Below are 14,853 nucleotides of genomic sequence, written 5' to 3'. Positions count from 1 at the left end.
ATAAAGAAGCCAGTAAATGAATTTGTTAAAACTCATTTACTGGCTATTTCTCTAGGGTTTATGTCCCAGACTCTTTTTAGTCTATTGGTCTATGTTTAATAAGGCATATTGTTTAATAATTGCCTCGTGTTGAGGATACATACTGTACAACTCATCTTGTGTGAATAATTCAAAATGATTAAAATCAAATGCTGGTTGGCACATACATCCAACCAAACTATAGCCTTTTCTGTCTGTTAAACTCGATGCAAAAATAGTACCTTTAGGCACTAAATACTGCAATACGTCTCCATTTTCAATTGAAGCGCCTAATTGTACTGATTGATAGTTCCCCTGAGGTGTAATCATATGAATGGTCAAAGATTCACCTGCATGATAATACCATACTTCATCCGCATCGATACGATGAAAATGAGAAATATCACCAGTATTTAACAAGAAGTATATACTACTGAATGGTGCACGTTGTGCCTCATTTGTTGTTTCTCGAATTGTTTCTTTATAATAGCCACCTTCTGGATGAGGTGTTAGATCAAGTTGTTTAATCCAATAATCTGCATTTTTCTTCATTATTTTAAATCCACATTATGGAAAACATTTTGAACATCTTCAAGGTCTTCGAGTGCATCAATTAATTTCTCAAATGTTGCTTGGTCATCCTCTGATAATTCAATATCAGTTTGAGGTAACATTTCAAACTCAGCAACTTTAAATTCTTCTACACCTGTTTGACGTAATGCATCTTGTACATGAGCAAATTGGTCTGGTTCGGCATAAACGATTGTAAGATCTCCATCTTCAATTACATCTCTAACATCAACATCTTGTTCCATTAATGCCTCTAAAATGTCATCAGCTGATTTACCTTCAATGCCGAAAGTAGCCGTGTGATCAAACATGTAAGCTACAGAACCTGATACACCCATATTTCCGCCATTTTTACCGAAAGCAGCTCTCACATCTGAAGCCGTACGGTTTACATTATTAGTTAATGCATCTACGATAAGCATTGAACCACTTGGTCCAAAGCCTTCGTAACGTAGGTGGTCATAATTTTCATCACCAGCACCTTTAGCTTTGTCAATTGCTCTATCAATAATATGATTAGGTACTGAATACGTCTTCGCTCTTTCAAGTACTAATCTTAATGCTTGGTTAGATTCAGGATCTGGTTCACCAGATTTGGCTGCTACATATATTTCTTTACCAAATTTCGCATATATTCTACTTGTATTTTTATCTTTTTGGGCCTTTTTCTCTTTAATATTATTCCATTTACGTCCCATAATGTCATCTCACTTTCATACTCAATAATCCTTATTATATAGCATTAATAAAGCATTGTCTAAAAAGGAAATAAACGCATTGTACGAAGTAAAAATAAGCATAAAAAAAATACTGACAGAATGTCTTTGTCAGTATTCTCGTTCAACATATTAAATTAAATATCTAAGAATTCTTCAACATCATTGAATAAAGCATCGAATTTTTTAACATTCTTCTCATCCATATAGATAAAAATTTTTCTCTCATCTTCAGTTGATCGAACCTTACTTAGTCTTTCTTTTTCTATAAGTCGTCGAATTGAGACTAATAATTTAGTTCTACTTAGCTCTAACTCACTAATTGCTATTTTTAGAAATTTTTGCATTAACATTTGATCTTTAGCAATATGTTCATGAGCAAGTTTGAGCAAAGCCAAATCATTTAATGTCAACTTATATTGTTTATCTATGTACTCTGACAATGCTTTATATTGTTTATAGAATTCTAGTAATTTATTTAATTTGTCATTATTCAATGATTTTTGCACCTCCAAATATAAGCAGACAACTTAATTACTATTATCCTTTATATTTTTAGGTATGTCCTATAACTTTGTTTAGAAATTTTTGTCGAATTTACTAACAATGTTAAATATAGTTGTGCACAACACAATTGAGTAGATTTTATTTTTTTAAAACTTTAACGATATACAACGCATTGTAATTAAGTTTAATTTGAAGGGGTGCATTATTAAAGTTATGTTCTATCATTTGAAATGTTGGATGGATTAAATAATCTAGTTTTCTTAAAAATCGTTTTGACCATTTATGTTTTTTTCTAATACTCTGAGAAATAAGATGATTAATATTACCGTTATAGTCATCGATGAGTTGAATTTGAACTAAATAGGTATCTTTTAATACATCATCTGCAAAATCAATAAATATATCTGTCTGATCATAATTGACTTGCAATGATTCACTTTCTAAAACACGCCAATCGTAAATTAGAACAGTATATTGGTCTTCATCGTCAATTAAGATGTAATTTTCATTAAATAATTTGGGTTTCATACTAATTTCAATGAGTTGCTCTAAAATCGCTCCTAATATCGACTTAAAACCGTTTTCATCGAATATGTGAAGTGCATTAAACAAATTACCACTATGCTTGAAGTTAAAGCCAATTCCGTTAAAATATGACGCTGTTCTCACAAATGTCTCAATTAATAAAGGTGCACTATTATTCAAATCATTATATTTACTATTTAAAAATTTGTGGTTTTCAAAATTTAAAAATATTATTTTCTGATCTTCTAGATCAAATTGCTTTAATATTTGTCTAATATTTTGATATCGTAATATATTTTTCACCAGTAAATGTTCATTCTGTTCAATTAAGTAAGGCATTTTTAGTTGTGCATTATCAATATATAAAAATTCAAAATTAATGCGTTTGATTTGTGATTCTAATGTTTTAAACAATACAGGGTCGTTTAGCAGCTTACTTATTTCTAACCCAAATGAAAATTGTTGCGTTTTATGCTGTATTTTTAAAATGATTCGATAAATGGATTTCAAATTTACTTCATCTAAATCAAATACAAGACCTAATTTATGATTACCACTCGTAGGAAGTTGATGTTCTCTGAAGTAGTTTGTTACATCCTCAAAATTAGACTCTAAAAAATCCGTTAACGTTAAATCTTCCAGTCTAAATACTACATTTAATTCATTAATAATGATGTATTCAAACAATCGTTGTCTTTCATACTTTGTCATTTGATCTTTAATATCACGCATATCTACATTTAGATAAAACTTCAATGTTGAGTGTTCGTAATACAAAGGTCGTGCAAAATCTTGAAAAAATAATAATCTTATTTCTTCTATAGTATTAATTTGAATCACTAAATAATACGGATTCACAGTAGAACCAATTATTGAATCTGCGTAGATTATATGTTCATCGTGTTGGTTATAATATTTTTGTTTAATCTTGATTAATTGATTAATGTAGTCAATATTTCCTTCGATTATATTTTCATAATCCATATCAATAGATTTTTCATATCTATCACAGTATCGGTACTCGTTGGGAGTCATGTCAACATAATTTTTAAACGTTTTAGAATAACTTGAAGCACTGCTAAATCCTACTTTTTCGCTTATTAAACTTATCGTGTATTCCGTTGTTAATAGCCATTCAAATGAATTTGCAATTTTTAAAGTATCTACATATGTCTTGAAACCCATATTTAGCAATTGATTAAACTGTGCCGAAAGATTAGATTTAGAAGTAAATAATTTCGATGCTATACCCGTTAGCGTTAATTTCTTAGTTATATTTTGATTAATATATTCTAATATTTCGCTTAATTCACCGTAAAAAGAGAAGTTATATTGATGATTTGCGATTGATTTCTCAATGGCCCCTTCTTTTCCGATAATATCAACAACAGAAGTAATATATGTAGTATCTTCAGAAACTGAGTCTGCGTTTAAATGGTTTAGGGCAAGTTGCAATAATGCGCGTTTAATGGAGTTAATGGACTTAACTAGATTAGTTGAGTATTTATAATTGAAGAAATCAAAATGGCGATCTCTAAACCAATCACTAGCGATATAAAGCATGATGGTTTTTTTATTTTTTAGAATTGAAAAAATATCTGTATTATTAATAACGTAAATGTCATTTTCGACGTTAACAGTTTTAGTAAAGTGCTGAAGTATAAGCTGACCTTCTATCGGAAACAACAGAATAATACCGTCTTGGCAACGTGTCATTTTGTATTCATTCTTAGTCAATATATGAATATTGGTATTAGACATTGATTAACCTCTTTCTAATTCATGATAGTCTTTCTAAATGTTGTACTAATTTCCTTTTGTCTCTTAGCACTATCATAGTGATTAAATGTAAATTTACTACAACATGATAAACAAATCAAAAATACAATTTTTTATAAATTAATTTCTTATTATTATTAATTTAAGTTATGAATTTGTTAAAAAAATGTCCCGTTATTGCCTCAAAATTCAATCATGTATATAGTAATACGATCAATCATACAATTACTAAACAAAATAAAATCATTGAATGCAACACGTAGACATCTCAAATGTATAGTTTCTCATTATATTCGTTCTTATTTAATTTTTAAAGCGATTTGCAAGTCTTAATACATCTTTTATAATATTCAATAAATTAATAAATAGATTAAAACCCATTTCCCGTGGTGAAAAATTCCCCCGCTTCATACGATTAAAATCATACAATGTATATAATAGGAAAAGTATTAAACCTACAACTGTAATAACAGTGTGATATATAGGATTATCAATGAACATGCCAATTAATCCAGCAATAATTAACGCAATTAATGTTACAAATAAATATTTACCAATACTAGAGGCATCATTAATAATAAAATAGCCTAAAATACCGAATACTATAAATGCACCAATTGCTAATAAGACATTTTTATAAAAAACCTCTGGTCCTAAATTCTGCATATAAGTGGTAAAAGTAGCATATGATAAAAGACCTACAATTATGGCGTAAATATGCGAAATAACCAAACCATACTTACGCGCACGTTGAATAAATAATGTTGCCAAAATAAGTACTAATAATGCTATAGATAAAGGACGTCTCCATTCCATAGGTAAGTATTGTCCGAAGTAACATCCAATTCCAAATATAATCCAATAATACATAAAAAATAGCCATACCTTGGCGTAATCACGCGTTCTATCTTTATCTCGATGTTTTGTCTTCATGTGATGTGTGTTGTTATACGACTGAAACATACAATGAATCTCTCCTTATCAGATATCACTTTTTCAACATGATTGTATCGCATTCTAACTACTTTTCAAAAAATAAATCATTAACAAATGATATGTTTTCTACAATTACATTTACATTAGTTATTAATACTAGACCGCAAAATATGCACTACAATTAAATTTAACACAACCTTAAAGCCTATTGTTGAGCCATTTTGAGCTTAAACCTTTCCACTCATATCATCTTTATTTTAATAGAAATATTACAAATCACTTAATTTTTTTATTAAAATAAACATTCAAATATTTGATGAAGACTATCATATCAATAGATTAGACGTTTTTACATAATCAGTGACAAATATTAACAATATTACAAGATAATAACAACGCCCAAATTGTGTCTCTTTTTTGATAGTATGAATACGTGATATATGTAAATGAATATATAAGATAAATTAATAGTTTAGGAATTTATTAATTATAAATAAAATCAATTTTCTCAAGGAGGACATTTAGTTGAAAAAGTTAGCAGTCGCAGCTTCTGTCGCAACCGGAGCAGTTGCAGTATTATCTAATCACAATGCTGAAGCATCAACTCAACATACTGTAAAATCCGGCGAGTCGCTTTGGAGCATCGCTAGTAAATATAATACATCTGTAGATAGTATTAAGAAGAGCAACAATCTTTCAAACAATATGATTTTCCCTGGTCAAGTTATTTCTATTGGGGGCAGCAGTAATAACTCTAACAATGCCAGTTCAAATGCAACAACTTCTTCATCAACATATACTGTAAAAGCTGGCGATTCTTTATATGCAATTGCTAGTAAAAATGGTGTAACTGTCAATGCATTAATGAAAGCCAATAATTTATCAGGTTACTTAATTACACCAAATCAAAAATTAAAAATACCTAATGGTTCAACTACAACACCTAGTAAAACAAATCCTAGTACAAACAATAATGTAGGCGGAAGTGGCGGTTATTCTAGTCCAACATTTAGTCACCAAAACCTATATACTGCTGGTCAATGTACATGGTACGTATTCGACCGACGTTCTCAAGCTGGTAAACCAATTAGTACTTATTGGTCAGATGCAAAATATTGGGCAGGTAATGCAGCAGCAGATGGTTATACAGTAGATCATAACGCAACTGTAGGTTCGATTATGCAAACAACTACTGGCTACTATGGACACGTAGCTTATGTTGAACGTGTTAATGCTGATGGTAGTATCTTAATTTCAGAAATGAATTATGCTAACGGACCATATAACACTAATACTAGAACAATTCCTGCATCTGTAGTTTCAAGCTACAACTTCATTCACTAAGAAATTAAATATAGAGTATAAGAGCAGCTAATTAAGTTAAATTGGATTGCTCTTTTTTCTGCATTAAAAATAATACTATTTAATAAATCATCCCACTGTTTTAACTTAAATTCAAAGAAGGTTTAAACTATTATGTCTCATTTCATATCTAACAAAGAAGGGAGTGGGACAGAATTCTTTTAAAATTCGTCGTCCCACCCCCGCAAGGATGACTAGAACTGAGAAAAGCTTGATTTAAGCGCCTTCTCAGTTCAGTCAGCTACTGCGAATTTGCTAAATAGCATTATTATATTATTTATGTCCCAGATTGTTCCTTAATATTTTATTATAAGAAAATGTTCATAACCCAGAATATCAATGCTGCTAAAAGCGCAGAAATTGGTAATGTAATAACCCATGTAATAATCATACGTTGTGCAGTGTTCCATTTAACACCTTTAGCTCTGTTAGAAGCACCTACACCAAGAATTGATGATGATACAACGTGTGTCGTAGATAATGGGAAGTGTAATGATGAAGCTACAAATATTGTTAATGCTGATGATAAGTCAGCAGCAGCACCATTTGCTGGGCGAATTTTCATAATGTTTCCGCCTACTGTTTTAATAATTTTCCATCCACCAATTGCAGTACCTAGACCCATTGCAGTTGCACAGGCAACTTTTACCCATAATGCCGGCTCAACGTTTGTAGGATCTTGAATATTAGCAACGATTAAAGCTAATGTAATGATACCCATTGATTTTTGTGCATCGTTCGTACCATGTGAGAATGATTGTAATGCTGCTGTAAATACTTGGAAGAATCGGAAATTACGATTCGCTCGAGTAAGGTTAGCATTTTTAAAGACAATTTTAACAATTGTGTACATAATGAATCCGACACAAAATGCAATAATTGGTGAAATGATTAAAACAATAATAATCTTAGTAAAACCTTGATAGTGAAGTACACCAAATCCTTGTGCTGCAATCGCTGCACCAGCGATTGAACCTATTAATGCGTGAGATGATGAACTTGGAATACCATAAAACCATGTTAATAAATTCCAAATGATTGCTGCTAAAATAGCGGCTAATACAACTACTAACCCATTATGTAACTTAAATGGATCAACAATGTCTTTTGTGATTGTACCGGCAACACCAGTAAATGTTAAAGCACCGATAAAGTTCATAATTGCCGCTAAAAATATTGCAGTTCTAGGCGTCAAGGCACGTGTCGATACTGCTGTAGCAATCGCGTTGGCTGTATCATGGAATCCATTGATAAAGTCAAAGATTAAAGAAAATATAACGATAGCTATAGTGATAATTAATACATATTCCATAAATTAAAACTCCCTTAGCTATTTTTCATAATAATCGTTTCGAAATTATTTGCTACAACTTGACATTTATCTGCGATTTCTTCCATGCTTTCATAAATATCTTTTATTTTAATTAGTGTGATTGGATCTGTTTCACTGTTGAAAATGTGTTTAATAGATTGACGTAAAATGCCATCACAATTTGTTTCAAACTCTTTAATATTAATAGAATGAATGCGCATGTGAGATAACTTCTTCTCAACTAATAAACCAACAGCTAATTTCATTTCCGCTACTGCTTTTTGAATATTTTCTACGAATTCTGCCATGTATTCATCTGTATATTCAATTGAATACATTTCAAACATTGCTGATGTTTCTTCCATTGCGTCAAGCACGTCATCGATTGCATTGCATAAAGATAAAATGTCTTCACGTTCAATCGGTGTGATAAATGTTTGATTTAAATCCGTAATCACTTGATGCATTAATTCGTCACCATGTGACTCATAAGTCTTGATATTGTCAGAATAAGCTTTTAAATCTAAGTGCGTATTGAAATCCATTTTCCCGAATTCAACTGCAGCACGGTCCAAATTAAATACCATTTCCTCTAATTGAACCATGAACTTATCCTTTTTCTTAGTAAACATTATAAAGCCTCCATTATAGCGATCGTTTCCAATCACATTTGTAAATTTTTATTATTGTAAGACAACTTTAGATAAAGAATACATTTACAATAAGAACATTTCAAAAGTCTATTTTCTGACTATTTGTAAATTTTATGTAAATATAATGTTTTACTGTTATTCACGTAATACTCCATTACTGAATTTGTCCCTATTTGAAAATATCACAAAATTTACATAACCACAATTACATTTACAAATTCTTTACAAATACGAAATATTAGATAAACATTGGCTTAAATTGAGTGATTGATAGTTCTTTTAGAGTGATTATAGGCGATAACTGCAAAAATACTATAAATGATTGTATAAATACCCATTACAACGAAAATAGGAACTTTATTATCAAAGCCTATAACCTTCATAAAGACCACTGCCGCAAAGTAAGAATGTAGTAAGGCAATAATTAGTGGTATACTAAAATTAAATGCCACTTTAAGTTTTAACCCTTTAGCCATGTCTTTTTGAATAAAACCTAATTTACGTAATACAGAATAACTTTCTAACTCATCTTCTGTTTCATCAATTTGTTTAATGTAAATAATACACCCTGTAGCGATTAAAAATGCAATTCCTAAAAATGATGTTACAAATAATAATATTCCAGTCAAACTTGATACTTCACTCACCACTTCACTACGCGTTTGAACATTACCATCAAGATCCTTTGTTATACTCTCAAGTTTTGGTATATCTCTGTTATGTTTTAAATCAAAAGCATATTGTGAAACGATGTATTTATTTTTCGCATGTGCTTTCAAATAGTTATAATCTGTATCATTTAAAACTAAAGTAGGACCTCCTAAGTCAATACTCTGTTTAAAATAAATTTTATCCATCACTTTATTCAATTTAATATTTACATGATGCTTTTTAGTTCCTATAGAAGCTGTACCATGCGGTGTATGTTTCGATAAATCATGAATTAACCCTTCAGGCATAATTAAATTAGCCTCACCCTTCTCTATAGAAACATTAGGGAAATATTTTTCACTCGTTACAGTAATCGCGTATGGTTGCACCTGATTTTTATCAAATAAATGATCTTTGTATAGTTGAGAATAAACAACTTGTTTAAAATCGTAATGGTAAGGAATATGATGTCGATTTAATTCAAAACCTAATTCATTAGCTACTTTCTCTTCTTTAAGTGTAACCTCATGAGGAGATTCTAATAGAATTTCATTTGTTAAAGAACCTCTACTAATCGCAGCGAAACACAGTACAGATACAGTTATTGCTGAAATGATTGCCATTACAGTTAATGAAAATGCATTTTTTCTAATTCGAAACATGAGTGATGATGTAAAAATAACATCATTTACAGAAACATTACCACCTTTAAGGTATCTAATCGTCTTTAAAATGAGAGAAATCGTACTTCGAAAGAAAAAGTAAGTTCCTAAAACAGTAAGAATTAGAATAACAAACGGTAGTATCACATCATCTACAATCTCGACAAAACGCGTCGATAAATAATAACCTGTTAATATCAATACAATACCTAAAACACCTAATATAACTTCACCTAATGTTAGTGTAATATGACTATCTTCTTTACTGTCTTGAGAGGCCATTAAACTTTTAATTGAAGATTTGCTTAAATAAATAGACGCTTGAATAATGATAAGTATATAAGCAATGACAAGTATAAAGAATGTTTGCGCAATCGCTTGAAAACTAAAAGTGATTGATACAGAAGTATGTATACCTAATAATTTTAAAACAATCATTAATAGTATTTTTGATCCTAAAATACCGATAATCATACCTAATAACGCGGTTATAATAAAAATAAATAATTGTTCAAGCATTAGCATATAAATAATACTCTTTTTACCTAAACCAATCGTTTGCAATAATCCGAATTCATAGCTACGTCGTTTAATAAACAACATATTCGTATACATAATAAATACAACAATAATGATAAATAAAAAATAACTTCCCACTTGTGTTCCTTGTTGTATCATTGACAACGATTGATGCACATTTAAATGATGCACATACTTAATTGTTATAAAACTAAAAAACAACACGATACTTAATACAAGTGAAAAGATGTAAATCGCGTAATGAATTATATTCTGTTGAAAGTTCTTCCATATAATTTGACTAAAACTCATACATCATGCCACCTAATATACTTTGCGCACGTAGGATCTCTTTGTGAAAGACATTTTTATCATCTTCACCTTGATAAATTTCAGTAAATACCTGCCCGTCTTTTAACATAATCACACGCTCTGAGAAGCTTGCTGCCAAAGGATCATGCGTTACCATTACTATCGTTGCGTTATAAAGTTCATTGATTTTTTGAAAACGTTGTAATAAATCGCGAGTATTTTTAGAATCAAGTGCCCCTGTTGGCTCATCCGCGAAAATAATCTTAGGATACGTAATAAATGCACGCGCTGCGGATGTTCTTTGTCGCTGTCCACCAGAAATGTCTGATGGATATTTATCACTAATTTCAAAAATATTTAAAGCCTGCGTAATACGTTGATAGCGTTCATTCATTTCTTTTTTATCTAACTTTTGAACTGATAAAGGTAACATGATGTTTTCTTTAACTGTTAACGTATGTAATAAATTATATTCTTGAAAAATAAAACCAATATCTTTTTTTCTAATTTCAGACAACGCTTTATTAGATAATTTCTCTAATTGTTGACCATCTAAAATAATAGAACCATGTGTTAAATAGTCAATTGAACTTAACACGTTTAATAACGTTGTCTTGCCTGATCCCGATGGCCCCATGATAGCTACAAACTCTCCCGCTTCAATTGACAGATCTATATCTTTTAAAACTTCTTGTTCAGTTTGTTTATTTCCATAAGTTTTGGCAATTTGCTTTGCCTGTAATATTGCCACGGTTTTGTTCACCTCGCCATTCATTTTATCTACATGTGCGTTTACTATAGAAATATCGCACTACTTTAATCAGTTTAATTATAAAAGTTATCGCTTTTGATGAAATGAAGATGGAGTAACAAATCTAAGTTTTAAGGTTACATTGTTGTCACTTGGGTCATACGGGCCATCAATTCATTCTGTTTTGGAAAAGTTAATACAAAAGTAGTCCCTTGTCCTACTGTAGATTCTACTCGAACATTAATACCTAATTGATCTTTTACACTGTTAACCAGATATAGCCCTATTCCTGAAGAAGTTGTTTCATTACGATTCACAGTCGAAGTGAAACCACGCTCAAATATACGTGGTAAATCTTTGTGACTGATACCTCTACCAAAATCTTTAATTTCCAATGTTACATGACCATCATTTGTATAAGAACGAATAATAATATCTTGTCCTTGAGAATATTTTAATGAGTTAGATAAAATTTGGCGAATCATCATGCGACACCATTTCACATCCGTGTATACATCTAAGTTTGTTTCTAAATCCAAATCATAGCCTATACCTTTGGCTTGGCTAATGTGACGTGTTAATTGGACCTCATCAATCACAAGACGCTTCAGTGATGTCTCTTCAAAATACATGTCTCTATTTTTAGACTCTAAACGCGTTAAATAAAGTTGCTTATCTAACAACTCATTAATACGTGCCCATTCATACAATAATGACTTTTTACGTTTCCCCTCTTCTTCTTGATCGATTAACAACTTCATCGCTGTCACAGGTGTTTTAATATCATGAACAAATTCTGTTAGAGATTGTTCTGTCGATTGTATGTGTAATTGTTGTTCAACAACACGTTCCTTTTGACTCGTTAATTTGCGATAAAGATAATTAACAACTTCCTTTTGAAACGGATCTTCTGCTAAATCTTTATGCTTAATTTCTTCAATTTCTTTATTATTATATAAATGTTGATATAGCTTTACTTCTTTTAAAAAAGTAAAAATTAAAAACATCGCTGTAAGACCGAGATTTAACGTTACTATAAATCCTATACTCTCGATGGAAATATCATAATCAATGTAAGCCATACCTAATAAAATCAGATGTAGAAACACAATCCAAAAAATCCAGTTACTTCGCGTTTTGAGGAATAACCAAAACCATTTCAAGTTACTCATGTGCCATGTAACCTTTACCTACTTTAGTTTCGATCTGTGTATCCATACCGATATCAGACAATTTTTTACGCAAACGGTTAACGTTAACAGTTAACGTATTATCACTTACAAACGCTTCATCATCCCATAGCGCAGTAATTAAGGTATCTCTAGTAACAATTTGATTTTGCTTTTGAATTAACATTTCTAAAATAATCATTTCAGTCTTCGATAAATAGATAACTGAATCACCTTTTTGAATACTATCTTTTGATAAATCCACAAGTGCATCTTGCCAATTCAATGTTCTCTTTTCTTCTGCTCCAAATTCATAAACACGTCGATAAATAGCTTGCAATTTAGCTATTAAGACGCTTGTATGGAATGGTTTTTGCATATAATCATCGGCTCCCAATTCCATGCTCATGACTTGGTCCATTGGATTATCACGTGATGATAAGAATAAGATGGGAACATTAGATACTTGCCTAATCTTTCTACACCAATAAAATCCATCGTATTTAGGTAATTGAACATCCATAATAACAATTTCAGGATTTGTTTCTTCATAAATATCCATTACTGCACTAAAATCATCTATACCTGTCACAAAGAAATCCCAATGTTCTAATTCTTTTTTCAGTTCTTGGAAGAGTGTTTGATCATCTTCTACTAATAATACTTGCATCACTTTATCACCTATTATTTTGTATATTTCATTTTTTCCCCTGATTGAACCCGTCCGTTAAAATGTTTAATTCGGCAATCAATTTCAAACCCTCGCATAATCAAACCTTGTAATGGTGCTTGAACGAAGTAGTAAATTGGCCATAGTAATTTCGGAATATAATCATATAAATGAACAATGACTAATCTTGTACCTTTAATTTGCCTAAATTCTAATTTACCTTGTTTCTTTTGATTAGATTTTATCATTGAACCTGAAATCAAGTGTAATGTTATAAGTCCCGAGTCGTCTTCAACTTTTTCCATAATTAATAATGGTTTAGACTTTTTTCGTGCATAAACAATGTATCTATCATTATCTTGATATGTGTGCATGAATGTACCACGTGTATCATTAAGCCATTTCATAAAGTAGTCTACTAGATAGGATAATGTCCATTTCCTAGGTAATATCATTCGCATCGCTGTTCTTATATCATCATATTTAGACATCTGTAATTCAGCATTTATATGTGGTCGTTTAATTTGTGTGTTTGTCTTTTCCACAGGAACGCCGTAATTCTCTAGCCTTTGTACTGTCTCAATATCAAATCGACTACCACTTATATATACTATTTTAGACACACCTTGTTGAGCTGCTGCTCTGGCAAAGTTATCTGCGGCAATCAAATTTAAACCTCGTGCCGTTGCTTGGGTTAATTTTGCTGAATTCTTATTAGGATCTAAATAAAAAACAGCAATATCCATACCTTCCATAGCTTTTACAACATCAGTATAATTATAAATATCTCTTTTCAACCAAATAATTCGATCATTATCTTCTTTTTTAGTATTTGGATACTTTGATAGGGCATATATGTTTGCATCTTTTTCAATAACACTACTTATATACTTACCAATATAACCACTACCACCTGCTAATAGTACATTCGGTTTCATATTTAAGATTACCCCTTTAGTTTAAAAGTTTTTTATTTTATGTATATCTATGATTTATTGCTATAATACCATGTAAGACACAATAGTTTATTAATTTGGGAGGAAGCCTTATGGCTCATATTATTCGTGAAATTAGTATAAAAGACGTTGAAGACTTTATTAAATTATTAAGCAAAATTTATGATGAATCTGAATATACATTATATAACCCGGGTGAATATACGCCCAGCATCTCAAGTGTTAGCGATCGTTTAGAACGCATTATCACTTCTCCAAGAAATACTGTTTATGTTGCAGAGCAAGATGATCAACTGGTTGGTTATGCATTCATTACGACTGAAGATTTTGAGCGTAAACGTCACGAAGCAGTTATCACAATTGGTGTTAGACAACTATATCAGAAACATGGCATAGGTATGGCATTAGTAAATGCGACTGAAGCTTGGTCAATCAACCATGACATTAGACGTATCGAAGCTTCCGTTGTCCCTGAAAACGCGCGCGCAGTTGAACTCTTTAAAGCTGCTGGATTTAATATTGAGGGCGAATTAAAGGATAAGCTTTACATTAATGGTCAATACTTCAATAAATATGTCATGGCCAAACTGCTTATTTAATATTCAAATTTACTATCATTATATTATACTCTAGTCTCAATAATATTAAACAACATTACTAAAATGTTAGATTAAATAATAATACACCTGTTGTATTTAAATAGCACTATCATAAAATATTGGAAATTAAAAAAGGCTTACTTCCTTAATGATTTAACATATAGGAAATAAGCCTTTTATTCTTAG

At 30.8% G+C, this 14,853-nt stretch carries 14 protein-coding genes; 2 read left to right on the top strand and 12 right to left on the bottom strand.

All coding sequences use genetic code 11. The features are described from left to right. Nucleotides 1-81: 81 nt before the first annotated feature. The 5 genes from AC1RRU_RS08380 to AC1RRU_RS08360 all read right to left on the bottom strand — a co-directional run bounded on the left by AC1RRU_RS08380 (nt 82) and on the right by AC1RRU_RS08360 (nt 5,048). Complete coding sequence (locus tag AC1RRU_RS08380) at nt 82-570, bottom strand: cupin domain-containing protein (RefSeq protein WP_016930911.1); 489 nt, start codon at nt 568-570, stop codon at nt 82-84. Next, nucleotides 570-1,286: a YebC/PmpR family DNA-binding transcriptional regulator gene (locus AC1RRU_RS08375; protein WP_011276485.1), complete on the bottom strand. Its 717-nt coding sequence runs from the start codon at nt 1,284-1,286 to the stop codon at nt 570-572. The genes AC1RRU_RS08380 and AC1RRU_RS08375 overlap by 1 nt, the downstream gene beginning before the upstream one ends. A gap of 155 nt (nt 1,287-1,441) precedes the next feature. Further along, the gene (locus AC1RRU_RS08370) at nt 1,442-1,801 is read right to left on the bottom strand and encodes a transcriptional regulator, SarA/Rot family (RefSeq protein ID WP_011276486.1); all 360 of its coding nucleotides are present in this window, start codon (nt 1,799-1,801) and stop codon (nt 1,442-1,444) included. 148 nt (nt 1,802-1,949) lie between these two features. Next, nucleotides 1,950-4,097 (bottom strand): helix-turn-helix transcriptional regulator, encoded by a 2,148-nt coding sequence (locus AC1RRU_RS08365; RefSeq protein ID WP_493196561.1) that lies wholly within the window; start codon nt 4,095-4,097, stop codon nt 1,950-1,952. A 321-nt stretch (nt 4,098-4,418) separates the two neighbouring features. Next, nucleotides 4,419-5,048: a Bax inhibitor-1/YccA family protein gene (locus tag AC1RRU_RS08360; protein WP_370444505.1), complete on the bottom strand. Its 630-nt coding sequence runs from the start codon at nt 5,046-5,048 to the stop codon at nt 4,419-4,421. Nucleotides 5,049-5,576: 528 nt separating this feature from the next. Here AC1RRU_RS08360 and AC1RRU_RS08355 point away from each other — a divergent pair. After that, the gene (locus AC1RRU_RS08355) at nt 5,577-6,395 is read left to right on the top strand and encodes a LysM peptidoglycan-binding domain-containing protein (protein ID WP_037570563.1); all 819 of its coding nucleotides are present in this window, start codon (nt 5,577-5,579) and stop codon (nt 6,393-6,395) included. Nucleotides 6,396-6,720: 325 nt separating this feature from the next. Here the strand turns inward: AC1RRU_RS08355 and AC1RRU_RS08350 are convergent, their stop codons facing one another. From AC1RRU_RS08350 to AC1RRU_RS08320, 7 genes are all read right to left on the bottom strand, one after another. Beyond that, nucleotides 6,721-7,725 carry an inorganic phosphate transporter gene (locus AC1RRU_RS08350; RefSeq protein ID WP_011276490.1) on the bottom strand — a complete coding sequence of 335 codons (1,005 nt, stop codon included), beginning with the start codon at nt 7,723-7,725 and terminating at the stop codon, nt 6,721-6,723. A 14-nt stretch (nt 7,726-7,739) separates the two neighbouring features. Beyond that, on the bottom strand, nt 7,740-8,357 hold the full coding sequence (locus AC1RRU_RS08345) for a DUF47 domain-containing protein (RefSeq protein ID WP_011276491.1): 618 nt from the start codon (nt 8,355-8,357) through the stop codon (nt 7,740-7,742). Between the two features lie 275 nt (nt 8,358-8,632). Beyond that, nucleotides 8,633-10,522 carry an ABC transporter permease gene (locus AC1RRU_RS08340; protein ID WP_011276492.1) on the bottom strand — a complete coding sequence of 630 codons (1,890 nt, stop codon included), beginning with the start codon at nt 10,520-10,522 and terminating at the stop codon, nt 8,633-8,635. Then, a complete protein-coding gene (locus AC1RRU_RS08335; RefSeq protein WP_011276493.1) occupies nt 10,512-11,273 on the bottom strand; it encodes an ABC transporter ATP-binding protein in 762 nt (253 codons plus the stop codon). Before AC1RRU_RS08335 ends, AC1RRU_RS08340 begins: the two co-directional genes overlap by 11 nt. Nucleotides 11,274-11,410: 137 nt before the next feature. Then, nucleotides 11,411-12,445 (bottom strand): HAMP domain-containing histidine kinase, encoded by a 1,035-nt coding sequence (locus AC1RRU_RS08330; protein ID WP_011276494.1) that lies wholly within the window; start codon nt 12,443-12,445, stop codon nt 11,411-11,413. Next, nucleotides 12,438-13,112, bottom strand: coding sequence for a response regulator transcription factor GraR/ApsR (gene graR / locus AC1RRU_RS08325; RefSeq protein ID WP_016930908.1), 675 nt, complete (start codon nt 13,110-13,112; stop codon nt 12,438-12,440). Before graR ends, AC1RRU_RS08330 begins: the two co-directional genes overlap by 8 nt. A 14-nt stretch (nt 13,113-13,126) precedes the next feature. Then, complete coding sequence (locus tag AC1RRU_RS08320; protein WP_493196560.1) at nt 13,127-14,050, bottom strand: NAD(P)H-binding protein; 924 nt, start codon at nt 14,048-14,050, stop codon at nt 13,127-13,129. A gap of 110 nt (nt 14,051-14,160) precedes the next feature. Here AC1RRU_RS08320 and AC1RRU_RS08315 point away from each other — a divergent pair, with 110 nt between their 5' ends. Continuing rightward, nucleotides 14,161-14,667 (top strand): GNAT family N-acetyltransferase, encoded by a 507-nt coding sequence (locus tag AC1RRU_RS08315; RefSeq protein ID WP_011276497.1) that lies wholly within the window; start codon nt 14,161-14,163, stop codon nt 14,665-14,667. The last annotated feature ends 186 nt before the right edge of the window (nt 14,668-14,853 follow it).

Source organism: Staphylococcus sp. GW821-FHT11H10 (genome assembly GCF_058807855.1).
Note: the sequence above shows the minus strand (reverse complement) of the source record. Positions and strands in the feature narration are given on the sequence as shown.

Excerpts from the sequence above, each read along its gene's own strand:
- AC1RRU_RS08380 (WP_016930911.1), bottom strand. The coding sequence starts at position 570 with ATGAAGAAAAATGCAGATTATTGGATTAAACAACTTGATCTAACACCT.
- AC1RRU_RS08375 (WP_011276485.1), bottom strand. The coding sequence starts at position 1,286 with ATGGGACGTAAATGGAATAATATTAAAGAGAAAAAGGCCCAAAAAGAT.
- AC1RRU_RS08365 (WP_493196561.1), bottom strand. The coding sequence starts at position 4,097 with ATGTCTAATACCAATATTCATATATTGACTAAGAATGAATACAAAATG.
- AC1RRU_RS08360 (WP_370444505.1), bottom strand. The coding sequence starts at position 5,048 with ATGAAGACAAAACATCGAGATAAAGATAGAACGCGTGATTACGCCAAG.
- AC1RRU_RS08350 (WP_011276490.1), bottom strand. The coding sequence starts at position 7,725 with ATGGAATATGTATTAATTATCACTATAGCTATCGTTATATTTTCTTTA.
- AC1RRU_RS08345 (WP_011276491.1), bottom strand. The coding sequence starts at position 8,357 with ATGTTTACTAAGAAAAAGGATAAGTTCATGGTTCAATTAGAGGAAATG.
- AC1RRU_RS08340 (WP_011276492.1), bottom strand. The coding sequence starts at position 10,522 with ATGAGTTTTAGTCAAATTATATGGAAGAACTTTCAACAGAATATAATT.
- AC1RRU_RS08330 (WP_011276494.1), bottom strand. The coding sequence starts at position 12,445 with ATGAGTAACTTGAAATGGTTTTGGTTATTCCTCAAAACGCGAAGTAAC.
- graR (WP_016930908.1), bottom strand. The coding sequence starts at position 13,112 with ATGCAAGTATTATTAGTAGAAGATGATCAAACACTCTTCCAAGAACTG.
- AC1RRU_RS08320 (WP_493196560.1), bottom strand. The coding sequence starts at position 14,050 with ATGAAACCGAATGTACTATTAGCAGGTGGTAGTGGTTATATTGGTAAG.
- AC1RRU_RS08315 (WP_011276497.1), top strand. The coding sequence starts at position 14,161 with ATGGCTCATATTATTCGTGAAATTAGTATAAAAGACGTTGAAGACTTT.